Origin of the sequence: Geothrix limicola, from assembly GCF_030268085.1 — a bacterium.
Taxonomy (GTDB): Bacteria; Acidobacteriota; Holophagae; order Holophagales; family Holophagaceae; genus Geothrix; species Geothrix limicola.
On record NZ_BSDE01000001.1, the window covers coordinates 966,589 to 982,093 of the forward strand.

Here is a 15,505-nt window from a genome sequence, read left to right on the forward strand (position 1 = left end):
CCCGAAGCCCGTAACTTGGTCATGCGGGAGGAAACACCATGGCCTACGCGGGATGGTTCATCGACGGCCCCTGGTGGTGGCTGGCGCTGTGGCTGCCCTCGCTGGCCCTCATCTTCCCCTTCGGATCAGGCAGAAAGGAACACCGCTCATGAACCCCCAGGAACGCCCTCCCCTTTTCTCCACCAGGCTGGTGTTCGGACTGACGGTCGTCGCGGTCGGGCTCATCCTCATGGCCGACACCCTGCACTGGTACGACGCCTGGCACCTGCTCACCTGGTGGCCCCTCGTGCTGGCGGCCTTCGGTCTCGCCCGCCTCGCCCAGGACGGCATCCTCAGCCTGGGCGGCCACATCTGGCTGGGTTTCGCCACGGCGGCCTTCATCCAGCAGTTCGGCCCCTGGGGCCTGCTGGAGCGCTGGTGGCCGGCCTTCATCATCTGGGGCGGCGTCATCGTCACCCTGCGGGCCATCTTCCCCCAGCCCAAGCGCAGCCGCAGATCAAAGCGGGGACGCCCATCGCCAAACACCACCGTTTCCGGTGATCCTGAAGTCGATCCCACGCAGGTGAAACCATGAACCCCCTCGACGACACCAAGACGCCCAGCTCTTTCAGCCCCAAGCTGGTGCTCGGCATCGCCATCATCGCCGCGGGCCTGGTGCTCACCCTCGACAACCTGAACCTCATCGAGGCCCACACCATCTTCAAGCTCTGGCCCCTCGTCCTCGTGGCCATGGGCGTCGCCAAGATCCGCCAGGACGGCAGTGGCGGCGGGATGGGCGGCTGGTTCCTCGTGGCGGGCGGCGCCTTCCTCCTGCTCGTCACCTTCGCGCATGGCCATCTCTCCGATGCGCTGGGACCCATGCTGGTGGTGGGTCTGGGCATCCTCATCGTCACCAAGGCCCTCAAGCAGCATCGCGGCGTTCCCCCCGAACTCGCCCACTCGGAAAATTTCCTCCAAGGCACGGCCATCTTCGGCGCCTTCAAGCGGCGCATGCTGACCCAGACCTTCAAGGGCGGCGAGCTGACGGCCATCTTCGGCGGCTACGAGGTGGATCTCCGCCAGGCGGCCGTGGAGAACGGCATGGCCCGCATCGATGTCTTTGTCCTCTTCGGTGGCGGCGAGATCCGCGTGCCCGACGGCTGGGAAATCGTCAACCGCGCCACCGCCATGTTCGGCGCCCTGAATGACAGCACTCACCACGGCCCCGGCTCGACCGAAGGACGGCCCAGGCTCGTGGTTACCGGCCTCATCCTCTTCGGCGGCACGGAAGTGAAGTCCTGATGCACCCGCTGCTCACCAGCCGGGCCCGACTGGGGGCCTACCTTCTGGGGTGGGCTCCCATCGCCGCGCTGCTCACGGGCATCGCCCGCAGCCAGGACTGGAGCTGGGCCGAGGCGGCGGCCCTGGCCCTGCCGCTCTGCTTCTTCGCTGCCCTGCTCTTCCTTTCCACCTGGTTTCTCTGCCGCGCCCTTCCCCTGGGCCGCACCCTCGAAGGCCTCGGCGCCCATGGCGCGGCCTGGGGCATGGCTGCGGTGCTGATGGGCGGCCTCTGGTCCGGCCTCGCCTGGCTGCTCTCCCGCCTGCTGGCCTGGATCCCCGGCCTGGGCGCCCTGCCCCAGCGCGTGGGCACGGCCCTGCCCGTGCTCACGGGCCTCGGCGTGCTGCTCTACCTGGCCTCGGTGGCGCTGAGCTATCTGATGCTCGCGCAGGAGCGCGCCATCGAGGCGGAGCGCAAGGGCGCGGAGCTGCAGTTGCTGGCCCAGGAATCCGAGCTGAAGGCCCTGCGCGCCCAGTTGAATCCGCACTTCCTCTTCAACAGCCTGAACTCGCTGTCCGCCCTCACGGCGGTGGATCCGGCCCGCGCCCGGGAAATGTGCGTCCTGCTGTCCGATTTCCTCCGTCGCAGCCTGGGCCTGGGCGAGCGCCGCCTGGTGGCGCTCCGCGAGGAGCTGGACCTGGCCAAGGCCTACCTGGCCATCGAGCAGATCCGCTTCGGCGCCCGCCTACAGCTGGCCTGGGCCGTGGATCCTGCGGCCGAACCGGCCTTGCTCCCCACCCTGCTCCTGCAGCCACTGGTGGAAAACGCCATCAAGCACGGCATCGCGGCCCTGCCCGAAGGCGGCACCCTGAGCCTGAGCGCCGAGGTGCAGGAAGGCCACGTGATCGTGAAGGTGGAGAATCCGATGGATGCGGACGTTCCAGCTCCCAAGGGGCTCGGCATCGGCCTCCGCCAGGTCCGCCAGCGCCTCCTCGGCCGATTCGGCAACCGGGCCCGCTTCGAGGCCGGCGCGCTGGACGGCATCCATCGCATCACCCTGGTGTTCCCTCTGGAGACCGAACCATGAAAGCCCTGATCATCGACGATGAGGATCTCGCCCGCGCCGTCGTGCGCGAGCACCTGTCCGCCCACCCGGACGTGGAGGTGGCCGCGGAATGCGCCAACGGCTTCGAGGCCCTCAAGGCCGCGGCCCAGCATCAGCCCGACCTCATCTTCCTCGACATCCAGATGCCCAAGCTGGACGGCTTCGAAGTGCTCGAACTGCTCGAGGCCGAGGGCAAGCGCCCGGCCGTGGTGTTCGTCACCGCCTACGACCAGCACGCCATGCGGGCCTTCGAGGCCCATGCAGTCGACTACCTACTGAAGCCCTTTTCGAAGGAGCGGTTTGACGCCGCCCTCGCCAAGGCGCGGGCCCTGCAGACCGCCGCGCCGGCCACGCCAACCCCGGCGGCTACGGAGCTCGCCGCGGCCGCCCGCCAGGGCAAGCCCCTGGAGCGCATCGTCGTGAAGGACGGCCCCAAGGTCACGGTGGTCCACCTCGACCGGCTGGATTGGGTGCAGGCCCAGGATGACTACGTCCTGCTGCGGACCGAGGGCAAGAACCTGCTCAAGCAGCAGACCCTGGCCAGCCTGGAATCGCAGCTCGATCCGAGCTGTTTCATCCGCATCCACCGCAGTTACATTCTGAACCTCGACCGCCTTGTGCGCGTCGAACAGGACACCAAGGAACACCGTGACGCCATCCTGCGGGACGGCACCCGCCTGCCCGTCAGCCGGGCGGGCTTCCAGCGGCTGCGGGAACTCTGGGAAGGCGCCTGAGCTTCAGGCCTGGACCTTCAAATCGGGGCGTGCAGGCGGCAGGGATGGCAATCGCAGTGGCCGCACCGACCGCTACACGGGAGGGACGGCGGGAGGTCCAGCGGTTCTTCTTCGTCCAGGTGCTCCAGGCGCTTGATCGCCGGGATGACCCTGGTGGTGCGCACCACGCCGCCTTCCCCCTCGGATTTCGACACGGGCTCGGCTTTGCGGGTGACGGACTTTGCCATCTAGACCTCGGGGCGCCGGAAACTCTTCGCCACCTTCTGCATGAGCAGAGGGTCGCCTTCGATCTGGATCTTGCCGGTCATGAAGGCCTCCTGGGCGTTCAGCGTTCCGGTGCTCATGCCGACGAAGTCGTCAGCTTTCGCTTTCAGGAGCGTATCACAGGGTTTCAGCAAACGCGGGAAGACCAGGCAGGCGCCGTTTCGAATTAACACTGTGTAACCCATATCGTCGATCTGATAGCCCACGACCGCTTCGAGGTCCCCCGCCTTCTCCGCGTTGAACCGCTCGGGCATGGATTCCAGCAGGCCCTGGGCCGGGTTCACATCCGCATCGAAATGCGCCGTGTAGGCCGCCACCTTGCTCATGTCGCCCTTCACCGTGATGGCGCCGCCCAGCAGGGCCGCCACGAGGTTGAGCTTGCCGGCGTTGAGGGCCGCGAAATCCGCGTCGGAAATGCCCAGCGCCGCTCCGCCTTCCACTTCACCGGGCCGCACCGACAGGCCTTCCGGGCTGAAGTCCAGCCGGTAGGGCACACCGTCCACCTTCACTTCCAGGGTGCCGCTGGCGCCGCCCTTGTAGCGCTTGCGCAGCGTGGCCAGGGCCTTGCCCCCCGGGGTATCGGGAAAGCTGATCTCGGGCTCGGCGGCCCAGGTCTTCCAAGCCTTGCGCAGCAGCGCCATGTCGCCGCCGAAGCGGATCTGGCCGCCCAGCAGGGCCGGGCCGGGATCCGAAATGCCACAAACGAGCCCGCGCACCGCCGCTTCATCTCCGGCCACTTCGGCGCCCTCGCCCCAGCTCTCGCCGCCCACGGTCACCTTGAGCCCCGCACCCGCCAGCGCCAGGCGCGCAGGCACGAGCTCTTTCAGCGGCTTCACGGGACCGCCCTGCTTCTGGGGCTTCTTGAAGAACTTGGGGAATTTCTGAAGCAGGCCCAGGTCGCCGGTGCCCTTGAGCTTGCCGGTCATGAAGGCCTGCATGGGATCGAGCTTGCCTTCGTTCAGCGCGATCCAATCCTCGCTGCCGATCACCACCACCGAGGTGGCATCGGGCTTGCCCTCGCGTTTGAGCGAAAAGGCGCCGTTCTCGATGAGGCAGGTGTAGTCGCCGCCGCCCTCGCCGGTCACCTGGTAGTAGACGGAGACCGTGAGCCCCTGCGCCTTTTCCGGCAGGAAGAGTTCGGGCATGAGCGAAAAAATGCCGTCCACCGTCAAAGCCATGGGTTCACCTCGGAATGTTGGATCGAGCATGGCCCGGGCTCCGGGGCCGACGCAACGGTTACCAGAGGTCAGGCGCCTCGATGGGGAAATCCCTAGGGTGTCGATCTACTCCAAAGCCTGGAACAGCATCTTCAGAACGTCTGGAGCTTCTGGCTGCCCGGCCTGAGCCGCCCGTTCCAGCCAGGCTCGGGACGCCACCCTATCCCCGGTGACGGCTTGCCCGTGGAAGAGCAGAACACCCACGCGAAGCATGGCCTTGGGGCTCCCCTTTTCTGCGGCCTTCAGGTACCAGGTGTAGGCTTCCCGCTCGGCCTCCTCGCCCATGCCGCTGAGCCGTTCGGCCACCGCCAGCAGATCGTCGACCTGCCCCGATTCGGCGGTCTTTCGTAGGCCCGTCAGCGCGCGCTGGAATTCAGGATCGTTGAATTCGCGGCGCACCTCCTCCTTGTAGCTCTCCAGGGTCCGCTCGGTCGGCGGCGGCTCGTGATGCACAGCGGGCAGCACCTTGAGAATGCCGCCGGATTCCAGATCCAGGGCCACGGCATGCCCGCTCTGTGATTCCACCCAGAGGGCCTGTTCGGTGAGGCCGATCCAAGCGGGCGCGACCGCGTCCTCCCAGGCCCGCCAAGTCCGCAGGCCCGGGAACCCCCGCTCTTTCCTGGCCCAGGCCAGATGCCCCGGCGCCCACAAAACGCGCACGGTTTTCCTGCCCGCGTCGAGATCCTGGCCCTCCCGGGTTTTCGCGAAAGGTTGCCACTCCGAAGGAAGAACGACGTCCCCCACGGGGTGAACCAGGGTTTGGCCAATGGCCGCCAGCGCCCAACTGAACCCATCCACCTGGCCGCGCGCGAAGGCACCGCTGGTCACCGCGTTGGCGGGATAGCGCAGGAGCCCAGTGGCCGCGTCGATTTCGGGAACCGGCGCGAAGGCCTCGATCTGCACGCCTTCCGGGACCGCGCCTCGCCAGCGGGGAGGTCGCACAGGAACATCCAACACGGGGCGGAAAGGCCGCATTCCGGCCTTCAAAGCCAGGTGGACCATGGCGGCGCCATCCTTGAATCCCGATTCATATTCGGCGCGCTCATGGACCGGCATCGATTCGGTGCGCTCCGTCATGGCCGCGTTCAAGCGAAGGGGCCAGGTATCGGCCGGACGCCTGGCGCAGCCGACGGCCAGCACCAGCATCCAGACAAAGGCATATTTCCAACCAATCACGGATGACCTCACGACTCTTGGAACGGCATCGCCCTGCGGGTTCGGCGGTGCCTGCGCTTCAGCCTCACATACAACTGCAGGCGGTGGTTTTCACCGCCTGCAGTCGCGTACATCGACCTACCTCAGGCGGAACGGCATGGTGAGCTTGAAACGGGCGGCGACGGCCTTGCCCTTGACCTTCGCTGGTTGGAATTCCCAGGACTTGGCGTAGTTCAGCGCGCAGGCCCGCAGTTCCTCGGGGCCCGACTCGGCCTTGGCATCAGTCACCTTGCCTTCGGTATCGATGGTGAGGACCACCACCACCGTGCCCTGGATGCGCTGGGCCTTGGCGTCGGGCGGATAGGCGGGCGGCTCGGGCTGATGCTTGACATGGATTTTGGAGAAGGCCATCTCCACGGGCTCTCCGGCAGCCGCCGAGGCCTTGGGCCCCGCCGTCGCGGACAGAGTGGCCACACCCAGGGCCGCCATCAGCAGCAGCGCGGGCAGGATGGCCGCCAGAGGGGCGGAGGAATCATGGGAGACGTGGGGACGTAGCAGACGTTGAATGCGGAGCATGAGTCGACCTCCACTGGCCGCGGGGGCCAGATCGGGAAGGAATGGCGGTGGGATTCGGAGTTCCTCCAGCCCGGCGAGGGCGGAGGCATAGAGGATCGGATCGCCGCAGGCCTGCACCGCCGCGTCATCGCAGCAATGCTCGCGCTCCTGGCGGATGCGCCTGGAGAGCCACCAGACGGCGGGATGGTAGAACAGCAAGGCTTCCGCCAGGGTCTGAACGACATTGGCGAGGAAATCACTGCGGCGGATGTGGGCCAGTTCGTGGGCCAACAGGGCTTCGAGCCCCTCGGGAGAAAGCGCCATCAGCGCCGCGGCCGGAACGAGCACCACGGGCTTCAGCCATCCCAGCACCACGAGGGAATCCACCTGGTCGGAAAGCCCCAGGCGGATGGGAACCTGGATCCCCATGCGCCGTTGGAGCGCTTCGAACTTGACCAGCCACTCGGCCGGCGGAGGTTCGAGGGTGCCGAGGCCCGGCCCGTACAGCCAAGCCAGGGCGCGGCCCATCTGGATCATCCGGAAGGTGAATCCGGAGATCCAGCCGACAAACAGCCAGGGGATCCAGGGGCCGAGCCAGGCCTGAACCTGGGGAATCCACCGGACGTCGCCGGAGCCTTCGGACACGGCACTGATCGTGAAAGCCCCGGCAGTGGAGAGCGGATCGTTGCCTCCGAGGACCCAGGCCAAGGTCACCCCGAAAACGAGGATCAGCAGGACCAGCGTGCCAAAGGCGATCGTGTAGCGGAGTTCCGCCGAGCGGTGCCGCGCCACGCGGAGGGCCATCGCCGCCAGCAGGGCCACCAACGCGCCCTGCCAGAGGCTGTGGACCAAAGTCCAGCCGATGGCGTGGAGCAAGGGGATGGAAACCAGGCCGTTCATCGGGCCCTCCCCTTGGCTTCGTTCAGCATTCTGCGGATGTCCTCCAGTTCCTCGGCCGAGGCGGGCTCGGTTTCGAGGGCCTGGAGGACGAGGTCCCGGCGGTTGCCCGCGAAGGCCTTGTACAGAAGCTCCTTCAGCAGGCACTGCTGGGTGGTGGCTTCCCCCTGGAGCGGCCGGTAGGTGTGGGAACGCGCGCGTTCGTCCCTCGCCACCAGACCCTTCTCCACCATGATCTGCATGAGCTTCAACACGGTGGTGTAGCCCGTATCCCGGTCCTTCGACAGTTCGGTGTGCACGTCCCGCACGGTCGAGGGTCCCCGCGACCACAGGACCCGCAGGATGGCGAGCTCGCCATCGGAGGGGCGGATGGGCGTGGCGGACATGGGGCCTCCAGAGGATCTGGAAAGAACATACGAACCAGTTCGTAATTTGTCAACGAACTGGTTCGTACTTTTTCAGACCATCTTGGGCGCCGGGTCAGCCCTTGGGCGCAGGCTCAATCGCGGTGCTTCGCTGCGCCTCCCGGGGAACCGGTTCGGGCTGGGGGGCCTCCTGCTTCTGAGCCCAGATGCCATTGGCAACGGGGGTCCCCACCCCCTTCTTGGAGGGATCCCAGCTGCGGGTGACCTTGATGCTGAACGGAGTGGCCTGGCAGGACATCCAGCCGGGATCGTCGACGATGACGTACACGGCCCGCGGTTTGTCGCTGAAATTGGTGTAGCTCACCTCGGGGTTTCCCGTGGGGATGAGGTTCTGGAGCATGCCCTTCTCAATCTGTCCCCACCTGTTGAGCATGACCAGGCGGAACCAGCCTTCGTTGGGATGGTGGAGGCGGATATGGATCTTTTCCCCCGGAGGTACGCCGAATCCATAGGCCTTCCATCCGGCTGGCATTTCCGAAACGCCGGTGAACTCGTCGATGGTGTCGCTGACGGGATGGACCGCGACAGAGCCCCGTCGGGCCATGGCTTGGACCTCCTCCAGGAGGTCGCGTCTGCGCCAGGCTTGTTGGGTGGGGACGTCCAGGAAACGTTCCAGGGGTCGCGGGGTGACGATGGTTTTCGGGGCCGGCTGGATTGGAATCGGCCTGGTCTCCTGCCTTGGGCTCCCTGGGCGTTCCGGAGGCGTGCGATCCAGGTTTCGACGATCGATCGCCGGGTGATCGGCTGAGGGCCGCTCGACGACCGGACGATCCACACCCCGGCGCTCCATCGTCGGGCGCTCGACGGCGGGTCTTTCGACGGTTGGACGTTCCACGGCGGGACGTTCGGTCGTCGGGCGTTCCGCAGCTTGTGCGGATGGGGCGACTCCCCAGAAGAGGACGGAAAGTCCCAGCCCACATCGTTTCAGCCCCATGGGGCGGAGGAATCTTGATGGAAGGAACATGCGATCTCCTTATTGGATGAAAGGCGCGCTGGGATACAACGGCCAGGGTGGGATGTCTGAAAAAATCTGACAACGGGATTGATTGGTTCGGCGCCAGCGAGGCTTAGAGCCGACGCCCGTGGAACCACACCGATCTTGCGCAGTCCCGCCAGCGCGCACCTTGTGAACCTTCGAGATGGATCCCCGGAGAAGCCGAAGGGGCAGCCTTGGATGAAGGGGCCTGAAACCGGGAATCAACACGATCCGAGCCAGGAAGGTGTTTTTCTTGAAAGAAGATGGTTGATGATTCGTCCGCCGGATTGGGAGGCGGCTTTATGGAAACCAAACCCGGAATCACCAGGCCCTCGTCGTCGCCACCTTGATCCGCAGCGTCAACTACACGGGAGGAAGGGCCTTTTCGCGAGCCCGGCGTCATGGTGGTCATCCGATGTTTCATGAAGTAGCCCCGCCCTCAAGTTGGATGAACCTCTGCGTCACCCTACGAAGGGAAACCTGGGCATGCCGGTGTTCAAGAGCCATCCGCCGAAAGTCGTGATTTTCACGTTCCGGACTTAAGTCCGGATGGCCTTAGTTGCACGAAAAAGGTCCGTTGGGCGAGTCCGGAAGCGGGCTTGGGGTATGATCTGCCCCATGCATCCGGCGACGTTCCTGACCTTTTTTCTCGCACTGGCCACGGGGTTCTTGTCCCTGGCCTGGATATCCCGACGCTCGCATCACCATTATTCGCCCGTGACGGAATCCCTCATTTCACCCCTGCTGTATTACAACCTTTGGATTCTCGTCTGGCTGGTGCTTCAGTTCGTGGAGACCCTGCTGCTGAGCAGCCTGCCGCCCCTGCTGGGCCGGATCCTGGTTGCCGGGATCATCTGGACCTCCATGCTGGCGGCCATCCTTTGGGGCTCGTCCTACTTGTCCTTCACGCTCCGCGCGATCCACGCCGCCCATCCCCTGGATCAACTTCGCCGGATCCAGAAAGGCGTTCTGATCATGGTGGGCGTCACTGCGCTGGCCAGCGCCGCGCTGCTGCTATCGGGGCTGGACGCCTGGATCCGCCTCCTCAGTCGGGGACTGGCATCCCTGATCTTCCCTGCAGTGGCCGTCTTCAGCCTCCGGCTTCTGCTCAGCGCCCATCAACGGGAAGACACGGATTCCTGGCGGAACCTGAAGCTCCTGGGCGCAGCCTATTCCCTCATCTTCCTCACCCTGACGGCGCTCGTGTGGTGGAACCGGTTCTCCCCGACGATCCCACGCACGATCTACATTCCCCTGACCGTCGGGCTCGAGATCCTCTACAACCTCGTCACCGTCCTGTGGATCCACCTCTTCGACCGAAAACTCCCGGCCCAGGACGCCGCCGATCCGGCCGCCCTGCCCTCCCGGCCCGCGCCGCAGGCCACACTGAATGGGTTCGGCATCTCCAAGCGTGAATCCGAAGTCATCCAGCTCATTTGCCAGGGGCGCACCAATCAGGAAATCGCCGACGCGCTCTTCATCTCCCTGAAGACCGTGAAGGACCACAACTACCGCATCTTCCAGAAGACCGGGGTGCGCAACCGCGTGGAGCTCGTCCAGCTGGCCCAGGAGCTCCTGAAATCCGAGCAGGCGGGCTAGCCTCGGGCGCCCATCAAGATTCCTATCGCCAGCCGGGCCTCAGTGGCCACAATCGTCCCATGCGCATCGCGGCCATTGATGTCGGATCGAACTCCATCCACATGGTGGTAGTGGAAGCTGATCCCATGGGCGGGCAGCACGTGCTGGCCCGCGAAAAGGCCATGGTGCGCCTGGCCCGGGGCGAGGCGAACTCCGGGGAGATCGGTCCCGAGGCCTTCCGGGCTGGTCTCGATGCGCTCGCCCAGATGGCGAAGACCATCCGCGACTTCGGGTGTGAAACCCTGATGGCCTGCGGCACCGCCGCCCTGCGGGACGCGAACAACGCCCAGGCCTTCGTGATGGAGGCCGAAACCCTGGGCATCCCCATCCAGGTGATCTCCGGTGAGGAGGAGGCCCGCCTCATCCATCAGGCCGTCTCCCATGCCATCCCCTTCCCCACCGAGCCCGTGACCCTCATCGACATCGGAGGCGGCAGCACGGAGTTGACCTGGGTGCAGGGAGGCCGCGTAGCCGCCAGCATCTCCCTGCCCTGGGGCCTCCAAAGGCTCGCGGACGCGGCCCAGACAGCCAATCCGCCATCGGCCCACGACCTCAAGCGCCTGCGGAAGATGATCCGCCGCATCCTGAAGAAGGCCCGAAAGGACCTGCCCACCGAACTCCCCGAACCCTCGCTGATCCTCGGCACCTCGGGCACCCTGGAGGACCTTGCCAAGGGCGCGGCGGCGGGCCAGGCCTTCAGTGCCGAGCAGCTGCGGGACTTCGCCCTGAAGCTCTGGCGCGCGGACGCGCAGCAGCGCGTGGACCGCTTCGGGGTCGACCCGAAACGCGCCGAGGTGCTGCACGTGGGCGCCATCTGGGCGCTGTCCCTCATGGAATGGCTGGGAACGCCGCCCCTGCGCCACCTGCCCGTGGGCCTGCGGGAGGGCATGATCTGGGAGGCCCTCAAGCATGGCGGCGCCGCCATTCCGCCGCTGGCGGACCGGCGCAAGGCCTCGGTCGAACAGCTGGCGGCCCGCCTGGATCCCGACCCCGGCCACAGCCGCCATGTGGCCCGCTTGGCGGATGAATTGTTCGTCTCACTCCAGCCCCACTTCGAGCTCGGCGACACCGAACGCGAGTGGCTGGCCTTCGCCGCGCGCCTCCATGACATCGGCTTTTCCATCTCCGAAAAGGGGCATCACAAGCACGGGGAATATCTGATCCGCAACGCCGCCCTGCCCGGCTTCTGGCCCGAGGAGGTCGATCTGCTGGCCCAGGTGGTGCGTTTCCACCGCGGCAAGCCGCCGCACCACGCCAAGCACGAGGCCTTCCGCGCCCTGGCCCCCTGGCACCGGCAGGTGGTGCGCAAGCTGGCGGCCATCCTCCGCGGGGCCGACGCCCTGGACCGGCGTCGGCGCCAGGCCGTTCGGCACCTGGCGGTGGAGGCCGACGAGGAGCGGCTTCACCTCGTGCTGGACGCCACCGGAGACGCGGATCCAGAGATGCAGGCCTTCCTTGAGAAAGGCTCGCTTCTGGGAACGCTGCTGGACCGGCGTGTGGAAGTCACCGTAGGCTGAACCCTTCATGACTCTGGACGAACTCATCAACGACTGGAACGGCCTTCCCCCGAGGGACGCCCGGATTCCCCTTCTCAACGACGAAACCCTGCGGGATGGCCTGCAGAGCCCCTCGGTCCGCGATCCCGACATCGCCGCCAAACGCGACCTCACGCACCGGCTGGCCCGCCTGGGCGTGGATGCCGTGGACCTGGGCATGCCCGGCGCGGGCCCCAAGGCCCTGGCCGCCGTGCGGGCCCTCATGGTGGAGATCCGCGACCACCGCCTGCCCATCTCCCCCAACGTGGCCGTGCGCACCCTGGAGGCCGACCTGGCCCAGGTGGCCGAGATCCAACAGCGGGCCGGCATGCCCCTGGAAGCCGGTGCCTTCCTGGGTTCCAGCCCCATCCGCATGGATGTGGAAGGCTGGGACCTGGGCTTCCTGGTGGCCACCGCACGCAAGGCCATCTCCTTCTGCCGCCGCCAGGAAGTGCCCGTCATGATGGTGACCGAGGACAGCACCCGCGCCCGCCCGGACGTGCTCAAGGCCATCTACAGCGCGGCCCTGGATGAGGGCGCCCAGTCCGTCTGCCTCTCCGACACCTGCGGCCATGCCACGCCCGACGGCACGCGGCGGCTCGTGAGGTTCATCAAGGAAGAGGTGGTGAAGGACCGCTCCGTGCGCATCGACTGGCATGGCCACAACGATCGCGGCCTGGGCGTGGCCAATGCCATCGCGGCCTTCGAGGCCGGCGCGGACCGCCTGCACGGCAGCATCCTGGGCATCGGCGAGCGCTGCGGCAACGTGGCCATGGACCAGCTCATGATCAACCTGCACCTCATGGGCTTCCCCAAGGGCGACCTGTCCGATCTGCCCGCCCTGGCGGACCGCGTGGCCGAACTCTGTGACGTGGAAATCCCCGCCAACTATCCGGTGCTTGGGCGCGATGCGTTCCGCACCGGCACGGGCGTCCATGCTGCCGCCATCGTGAAGGCCCTGCACCGCGGCGACGTGGAACTGGCCGATGCGGTCTACTCCGGCGTGCCTGCGGCCCTGGTGGGACGCCGCCAGGAGATCGAGATCGGCCCCATGGCGGGTCACAGCAACGTCGTCTACTGGCTCGAGATGAACGGCTACGATCCCAGCCCCGACCGCGTGGACCGCATCCTCCAGTTCGCCAAGAACAGCCCCAGGATCCTCAGCGAAGCCGAGATCCGGGCCGTGGTGTAACCCGGGGATTCCAGAAGCATCCAATCGAAGGGGAAAAGCATGAAGCGCCTTGTTCTATCAACACCCCTGGTGGTCCTCCTCGGTTGCGGAGGCGGCGGCAGCGGTTCATCCGTTTCCTTCACCTCCAATCCGAATCCCCCGGTCCAGTCCCTGAATCTCGAAGGCCCCTGGACGGGCAACCTCCAGTCCTACTCGGGCGGTTCCGTGACCGCCACGGCCCTCGTGCTCGCCTCGGGAGAAATGCGCTACGTCGCCTCGAACGGCATCCAGGCCGTGGGCAACCTCTCGGTCTCCGGCACCACCTTCACGGGGTCCGGAACCATGTACGCGCCGACGGGATCCGTGTTCCTGGGGGGCGGGACGACGGCCTCCTTCGTCCTGTCAGGCACCGGCACGAGTGGCACCACGATGACGGGGACGTACAGCAGCCTCGTCGACAACGGCACGATGAGTTTCACCTACAACACCCAGGCCCTCTACAGCACGCCGGTGGTCATGAGCAATGTGGCCGGGTCCTACCTTTCCGTGAGCACCAGCTCGGGCTACAGCACCACAGGGACCCTGACGGCCGCGGGCGCCTTCTCGGGCAGTGACGGACATGGCACCTTCACCGGCACCCTCTCGGCGGTGGATGCCACGAAGAACGCCTTCCGCGTGACCATCAACTACCTCCCCACGGGGCAGATCGCCCAGGCCTATTCCGGCCTCGGGTTCTTCAATTTCGGCGTGACGCCGCCCCATCTCGTCATCCAGGCCACCGGCACCACGGGTCAGTTCGCGGCGGAGTTCGCCCGCACGGGCCCCTGAACCCGGCCGGCTTCCGATTCACCGGAGCGAGCTGATGTCTCCGGAACTCAGCCGGCGGATGCCTTCGGCCGTCGTGACCTTGAGGCGGCCATCCGGTTCCCAGCCCAGGCATACACCCTGGCCATCCTCCCAGCGAAGGCCCATTCCCGTTTCTGGCCATCGGAAAGGCGGTTGAATTTCCAGCGCCAAATCATTCCACGATTTGGCGATATGAAGCGCCAGATCAGTTGATTGGGGAACCGCCAGTCCCAGCTCCTTCAGGCTGGCCGGAGGGATGGCGCGACCCGGAAGGTCCGGCGCTTCCGTGAGGTTCACGCCCAGGCCCAGCAGGAGCCGGCCGCCGATCTGCTCGCCGATGATGCCGCCCACCTTCACGAGGAGGCCCTCCTTCCAGGCCACCAGGTCATTGGGCCACTTCAGGCCGAGCACGCCACCCCCGGGATCCATCGCGCACGCCGCGGCGCACATGGCCCGCTGAAGCAGCAATCCCGGCGCCACCCCCGAAGGGGAAGGCAGGGCCACAGACATCCACAGGCCGGCCCCGGCGGCGCTTTCCCAGCGGTTGCCCTGGCGACCTCGACCCTCGGTCTGCCGATCAGCCAGCACGATGCAAAAGCCCAGGTGGGCCTGGCGCCGCAGGAAGGCCTGGGTGGAATCCACCGTGGCCAGCCGGATCAGGGGGAGGTCCATTCGTTCTTGGTGCATTTACAGATCCACCACGGAGACACGGAGCGCACCGAGGCAATCATGGAGAGGAGCACGGAGCCGAGACCAGCCCTTCTCCACGCCTTCTCCGTGTTCTTCCCTCCGTGACCTCCGTGTCTCCGTGGTGATCATGAAAGGTCGCCAGGGCTTATTTCCGCCCGCCCTGGTTGCGGAACCAGAGGGTGCGCAGGCCATCCAGGGTCAGATCCGGCGCGATGTGTTTGATGTGCTTGGTGTGGGGCGCGATGACCCGCCCCAGGCCGCCCGTGGCGGCCACCTTGGCCTCGGGGCACTCCTCCAGCAGCCGGTCCAGGATGCCGTCCACCATGCCCACGTAGCCGTAGAAGATGCCGGACTGCATGGCCTGCACGGTGTTGCGCCCCACCAGCCGCTCGGGTTCGGCAATCTCCACCCTGGGCAGACGGCTGGCCCGCTGGAACAGGGCTTCGGCGCTGATCTTGAGTCCGGGGCAGATCAGGCCGCCCAGGTACTCCTTCTTGGCGTTGATGACGTCGAAGGTGGTGGCGGTGCCGAAATCCACGACGATGAGCGGCGCACCGTACTTTTCGATGCCCGCCACGGCGTTCACTAGGCGGTCAGCGCCGAGCTCGGCCGGGTTGTCTATGAGCACCTTCACGCCGGTCTTCACACCCGGTTCGACGTAGAAGGCATCCACTCCGAAGAAGGTCTTGGCCAGGCTCATGAGCACGGGATGCAGGGGCGGCACCACGCAGGAGATGGCCACGTGCTTGATCTGGCCGGCCTCGATGCCCTGGTGGCGCATGAGGGCCAGGGCGGAAACACCGTATTCGTCCACGGTGCGCTCCCGGCTGGTGGCCAGGCGCCAGGAACAGACCAGCGGGGCATCCGGCCCCTGGGACAGGTCGTAGATCCCCAGCACCACGTTGGTATTGCCCACGTCGATGGCCAGCAGAAGACTCATGCGTTGCTCCAAGCCATCCAGGATCGCCTGGAGCGGTCTGCGCCGCCAGTCCCCTTGTGATGCGATTCCAGGCCGCCCTGGGTAGCCTGGAGGTTCTGT

At 66.4% G+C, this 15,505-nt stretch carries 16 protein-coding genes; 8 read left to right on the top strand and 8 right to left on the bottom strand.

Translation table 11 applies throughout. The features are described 5' to 3' along the window. The first annotated feature begins 148 nt into the window (after positions 1 to 148). Genes QSJ34_RS04110 through QSJ34_RS04125 form a run of 4 tightly spaced genes read left to right on the top strand, consistent with a single transcriptional unit; the run spans position 149 to position 3,097 of the window. The gene (locus QSJ34_RS04110; RefSeq protein ID WP_285570686.1) at positions 149 to 574 is read left to right on the top strand and encodes a LiaF transmembrane domain-containing protein; all 426 of its coding nucleotides are present in this window, start codon (positions 149 to 151) and stop codon (positions 572 to 574) included. Beyond that, the gene (locus QSJ34_RS04115) at positions 571 to 1,281 is read left to right on the top strand and encodes a LiaF transmembrane domain-containing protein (protein ID WP_285570692.1); all 711 of its coding nucleotides are present in this window, start codon (positions 571 to 573) and stop codon (positions 1,279 to 1,281) included. Before QSJ34_RS04110 ends, QSJ34_RS04115 begins: the two co-directional genes overlap by 4 nt. Further along, positions 1,281 to 2,345 carry a sensor histidine kinase gene (locus tag QSJ34_RS04120; RefSeq protein WP_285570693.1) on the top strand — a complete coding sequence of 355 codons (1,065 nt, stop codon included), beginning with the start codon at positions 1,281 to 1,283 and terminating at the stop codon, positions 2,343 to 2,345. Before QSJ34_RS04115 ends, QSJ34_RS04120 begins: the two co-directional genes overlap by 1 nt. After that, positions 2,342 to 3,097 (top strand): LytR/AlgR family response regulator transcription factor, encoded by a 756-nt coding sequence (locus QSJ34_RS04125; protein ID WP_285570694.1) that lies wholly within the window; start codon positions 2,342 to 2,344, stop codon positions 3,095 to 3,097. Before QSJ34_RS04120 ends, QSJ34_RS04125 begins: the two co-directional genes overlap by 4 nt. A gap of 17 nt (positions 3,098 to 3,114) precedes the next feature. On the opposite strand, the gene QSJ34_RS04130 is transcribed toward QSJ34_RS04125, so the two are convergent. The 6 genes from QSJ34_RS04130 to QSJ34_RS04155 all read right to left on the bottom strand — a co-directional run bounded on the left by QSJ34_RS04130 (position 3,115) and on the right by QSJ34_RS04155 (position 8,154). Continuing rightward, positions 3,115 to 3,324, bottom strand: a complete 210-nt coding sequence (locus tag QSJ34_RS04130) for a hypothetical protein (protein WP_285570696.1) — start codon at positions 3,322 to 3,324, stop codon at positions 3,115 to 3,117. Beyond that, positions 3,325 to 4,539, bottom strand: coding sequence for an SCP2 sterol-binding domain-containing protein (locus QSJ34_RS04135; RefSeq protein ID WP_285570699.1), 1,215 nt, complete (start codon positions 4,537 to 4,539; stop codon positions 3,325 to 3,327). Positions 4,540 to 4,644: 105 nt separating this feature from the next. Beyond that, positions 4,645 to 5,754 (bottom strand): tetratricopeptide repeat protein, encoded by a 1,110-nt coding sequence (locus QSJ34_RS04140; RefSeq protein ID WP_285570702.1) that lies wholly within the window; start codon positions 5,752 to 5,754, stop codon positions 4,645 to 4,647. Positions 5,755 to 5,871: 117 nt separating this feature from the next. After that, positions 5,872 to 7,188 (bottom strand): M56 family metallopeptidase, encoded by a 1,317-nt coding sequence (locus QSJ34_RS04145; RefSeq protein ID WP_285570705.1) that lies wholly within the window; start codon positions 7,186 to 7,188, stop codon positions 5,872 to 5,874. After that, the gene (locus tag QSJ34_RS04150) at positions 7,185 to 7,571 is read right to left on the bottom strand and encodes a BlaI/MecI/CopY family transcriptional regulator (RefSeq protein WP_285570708.1); all 387 of its coding nucleotides are present in this window, start codon (positions 7,569 to 7,571) and stop codon (positions 7,185 to 7,187) included. The genes QSJ34_RS04145 and QSJ34_RS04150 overlap by 4 nt, the downstream gene beginning before the upstream one ends. A gap of 94 nt (positions 7,572 to 7,665) precedes the next feature. Further along, positions 7,666 to 8,154, bottom strand: a complete 489-nt coding sequence (locus QSJ34_RS04155) for a hypothetical protein (RefSeq protein ID WP_285570711.1) — start codon at positions 8,152 to 8,154, stop codon at positions 7,666 to 7,668. A gap of 1,149 nt (positions 8,155 to 9,303) precedes the next feature. Between QSJ34_RS04155 and QSJ34_RS04160 the strand changes: the two genes are divergently transcribed. The 4 genes from QSJ34_RS04160 to QSJ34_RS04175 are packed head-to-tail and all read left to right on the top strand — an operon-like array spanning position 9,304 to position 13,758. Then, complete coding sequence (locus QSJ34_RS04160; RefSeq protein WP_285570713.1) at positions 9,304 to 10,185, top strand: helix-turn-helix transcriptional regulator; 882 nt, start codon at positions 9,304 to 9,306, stop codon at positions 10,183 to 10,185. 59 nt (positions 10,186 to 10,244) lie between these two features. After that, a complete protein-coding gene (locus QSJ34_RS04165; RefSeq protein ID WP_285570716.1) occupies positions 10,245 to 11,741 on the top strand; it encodes a Ppx/GppA phosphatase family protein in 1,497 nt (498 codons plus the stop codon). Between the two features lie 7 nt (positions 11,742 to 11,748). After that, positions 11,749 to 12,951: a LeuA family protein gene (locus QSJ34_RS04170; RefSeq protein WP_285570719.1), complete on the top strand. Its 1,203-nt coding sequence runs from the start codon at positions 11,749 to 11,751 to the stop codon at positions 12,949 to 12,951. A gap of 39 nt (positions 12,952 to 12,990) precedes the next feature. Continuing rightward, positions 12,991 to 13,758: a hypothetical protein gene (locus tag QSJ34_RS04175; RefSeq protein ID WP_285570721.1), complete on the top strand. Its 768-nt coding sequence runs from the start codon at positions 12,991 to 12,993 to the stop codon at positions 13,756 to 13,758. An 18-nt stretch (positions 13,759 to 13,776) separates the two neighbouring features. Here QSJ34_RS04175 and QSJ34_RS04180 read toward each other — a convergent pair whose 3' ends face one another. Then, on the bottom strand, positions 13,777 to 14,463 hold the full coding sequence (locus tag QSJ34_RS04180) for a biotin--[acetyl-CoA-carboxylase] ligase (RefSeq protein ID WP_285570722.1): 687 nt from the start codon (positions 14,461 to 14,463) through the stop codon (positions 13,777 to 13,779). Positions 14,464 to 14,611: 148 nt separating this feature from the next. Continuing rightward, the gene (locus QSJ34_RS04185) at positions 14,612 to 15,406 is read right to left on the bottom strand and encodes a type III pantothenate kinase (RefSeq protein WP_285570724.1); all 795 of its coding nucleotides are present in this window, start codon (positions 15,404 to 15,406) and stop codon (positions 14,612 to 14,614) included. Positions 15,407 to 15,505 lie beyond the last annotated feature (99 nt).

What these genes read in the sequence shown, in the direction of transcription:
- QSJ34_RS04145 (WP_285570705.1), bottom strand. Translation starts at nt 7,188, where the DNA reads ATGAACGGCCTGGTTTCCATCCCCTTGCTCCACGCCATCGGCTGGACT.
- QSJ34_RS04155 (WP_285570711.1), bottom strand. Translation starts at nt 8,154, where the DNA reads ATGGCCCGACGGGGCTCTGTCGCGGTCCATCCCGTCAGCGACACCATC.
- QSJ34_RS04180 (WP_285570722.1), bottom strand. Translation starts at nt 14,463, where the DNA reads ATGCACCAAGAACGAATGGACCTCCCCCTGATCCGGCTGGCCACGGTG.
- QSJ34_RS04110 (WP_285570686.1), top strand. Translation starts at nt 149, where the DNA reads ATGAACCCCCAGGAACGCCCTCCCCTTTTCTCCACCAGGCTGGTGTTC.
- QSJ34_RS04115 (WP_285570692.1), top strand. Translation starts at nt 571, where the DNA reads ATGAACCCCCTCGACGACACCAAGACGCCCAGCTCTTTCAGCCCCAAG.
- QSJ34_RS04150 (WP_285570708.1), bottom strand. Translation starts at nt 7,571, where the DNA reads ATGTCCGCCACGCCCATCCGCCCCTCCGATGGCGAGCTCGCCATCCTG.
- QSJ34_RS04185 (WP_285570724.1), bottom strand. Translation starts at nt 15,406, where the DNA reads ATGAGTCTTCTGCTGGCCATCGACGTGGGCAATACCAACGTGGTGCTG.
- QSJ34_RS04170 (WP_285570719.1), top strand. Translation starts at nt 11,749, where the DNA reads ATGACTCTGGACGAACTCATCAACGACTGGAACGGCCTTCCCCCGAGG.
- QSJ34_RS04165 (WP_285570716.1), top strand. Translation starts at nt 10,245, where the DNA reads ATGCGCATCGCGGCCATTGATGTCGGATCGAACTCCATCCACATGGTG.
- QSJ34_RS04125 (WP_285570694.1), top strand. Translation starts at nt 2,342, where the DNA reads ATGAAAGCCCTGATCATCGACGATGAGGATCTCGCCCGCGCCGTCGTG.
- QSJ34_RS04175 (WP_285570721.1), top strand. Translation starts at nt 12,991, where the DNA reads ATGAAGCGCCTTGTTCTATCAACACCCCTGGTGGTCCTCCTCGGTTGC.
- QSJ34_RS04120 (WP_285570693.1), top strand. Translation starts at nt 1,281, where the DNA reads ATGCACCCGCTGCTCACCAGCCGGGCCCGACTGGGGGCCTACCTTCTG.
- QSJ34_RS04135 (WP_285570699.1), bottom strand. Translation starts at nt 4,539, where the DNA reads ATGGCTTTGACGGTGGACGGCATTTTTTCGCTCATGCCCGAACTCTTC.
- QSJ34_RS04130 (WP_285570696.1), bottom strand. Translation starts at nt 3,324, where the DNA reads ATGGCAAAGTCCGTCACCCGCAAAGCCGAGCCCGTGTCGAAATCCGAG.